Origin of the sequence: Amycolatopsis echigonensis, assembly GCF_014174495.1 — a bacterium.
In the GTDB taxonomy this organism is placed as follows: domain Bacteria; phylum Actinomycetota; class Actinomycetes; order Mycobacteriales; family Pseudonocardiaceae; genus Amycolatopsis; species Amycolatopsis echigonensis.
Genome location: NZ_JACJHR010000300.1, coordinates 1 through 207, shown reverse-complemented (window position 1 = coordinate 207; position 207 = coordinate 1). Strand labels below are relative to the sequence as shown.

The following is a 207-nucleotide window of genomic DNA, read 5'->3' as shown; positions in this document are numbered from 1 at the left end:
CGTCAGCTGCTGTTCCTCGGCGTCCAGGCGGCGTTCCAGCTCGGGCAGCCTGCCGTGACGCAGTTCGGCGGCACGGTTGAGGTCGTAGTCGCGTTCGGCCAGCTCGGCGTCATGGCGCACCTGGTCGATCTCCTGCCGCAGCGACTGCACCTTGCGCAGCGCGGCACGTTCGGCCTCCCACTGCGCCCGCATGGCGTCGGCTTCGGC

1 protein-coding gene is annotated in these 207 nt (G+C 71.0%); it reads right to left on the bottom strand.

Going from position 1 to position 207, the window contains the following annotated elements:
• On the bottom strand, positions 1 to 207 hold a 207-nt coding region (locus H5411_RS46875; protein ID WP_183128065.1), incomplete at both ends, for a hypothetical protein.